This window comes from Serratia sp. HNCC26DJ244, from assembly GCF_057180565.1.
In genome coordinates this window covers 1-1,304 of record NZ_JBXUGO010000064.1, presented here as the reverse complement: position 1 = coordinate 1,304, position 1,304 = coordinate 1, and the positions used below count along the sequence as shown (strand labels likewise).

The 1,304-nt window shown below is 50.4% G+C and carries 1 protein-coding gene; it reads left to right on the top strand.

Annotated elements, in window-relative coordinates; translation table 11 throughout:
- Positions 1-1,304 (top strand): IS66 family transposase (gene tnpC / locus AC2A06_RS18530; protein WP_484381260.1); only part of this gene is annotated, 1,304 nt, incomplete at both ends.

Here is a 1,304-nt window from a genome sequence, read left to right as displayed (position 1 = left end):
ACAGTGAAACTGATATTAGTGCGCTGGAAGCTGAACTGGAAAAAACCTTGCCCGCAGCACCACTGGCTACGGTAAATAAACCCAAGCGTCAGGCATTACCGGCTCACTTGCCTCGTGAAGAAATCAGGCTGGAGCCTGACAGCACAAACTGCCCACAGTGCGGTGACCCACTGCGTTTTCTCCGTGATGAAATCAACGAGATACTGGATTATATTCCGGCACAATTTATTGTCAGAAAAACGGTACGTCCACAATACAGTTGCCCGTGCTGCCAGACGGTACACAGTGCCGAGTTACCCGCACAGGTGATTGATAAAGGTCAGGCAGCTCCCGGCTTATTGGCGCATATCACTATCAATAAATGTGTTGACCATCTTCCGCTGTATCGGCAAAGCCAAATCTTCGCCCGTGATGGAATAACACTACCGATGAGTACGTTGTCTGACTGGATGGGCAAAGTGGGTGTTGCACTTAACCCCCTGGTCAAACGGTTGCATGCGTTGCTCTGTGAGCAAAAGGTGCTACACGCTGACGAGACGCCACTCACCGTGCTGGCCGGTAAAAAAGTCACCGTCCAGCGTGGTTATCTCTGGGCATACGCTTCACCTGCTGCGGCAGAGCAACGTATGGTGATGTTTGATTGCCAACCCGGACGCAATGGGGGCTATGCACAGACTTTTTTGACCGGTTTTACCGGTACGCTGGTTGTCGATGACTATGCGGGCTATAAAGCGCTCTTTGCTTCTGGTGCAATAAAAGAAGCGGGCTGCCTTGCTCACGTCAGACGCAAGTTCTTTGAGCAATATAAAGTCAATCACCACCCATTAGCCAAACGCGTATTGGACAGTATCCGCGAGTTATACAAGTTAGAACGGCTGATAAAAACGCGAACAACCCAAAATCGGCAACGATGGCGAAACCGTTATGCCAAACCGCATCTGGCTACGCTGCATGCACTGTTATCAGCACAACAACATCAGGTACCGGGTAACTCGGGGATCCACAAAGCTATCCTGCATGCCTTGAAACGCTGGCCGGCCTTGCTTTGTTATCTGGATGATGGCGCGATCCCCATTGACAACAACCATATTGAAAACTGCATCCGTCCTGTGGCATTGGGTAGAAAAAATTGGCTCTTTGCAGGTTCACTGCTGGCCGGGCAGCGCATGGCCGGTATCATGAGTCTGCTACAAACCGCCAAACTCAATGGTATAGAACCCTTTACCTGGTTGAGCTTCGTTCTTACTCATATACCGACGTGGAAAAATAGCCAACTGGACGACCTGCTACCCTTCGCAAAAAAC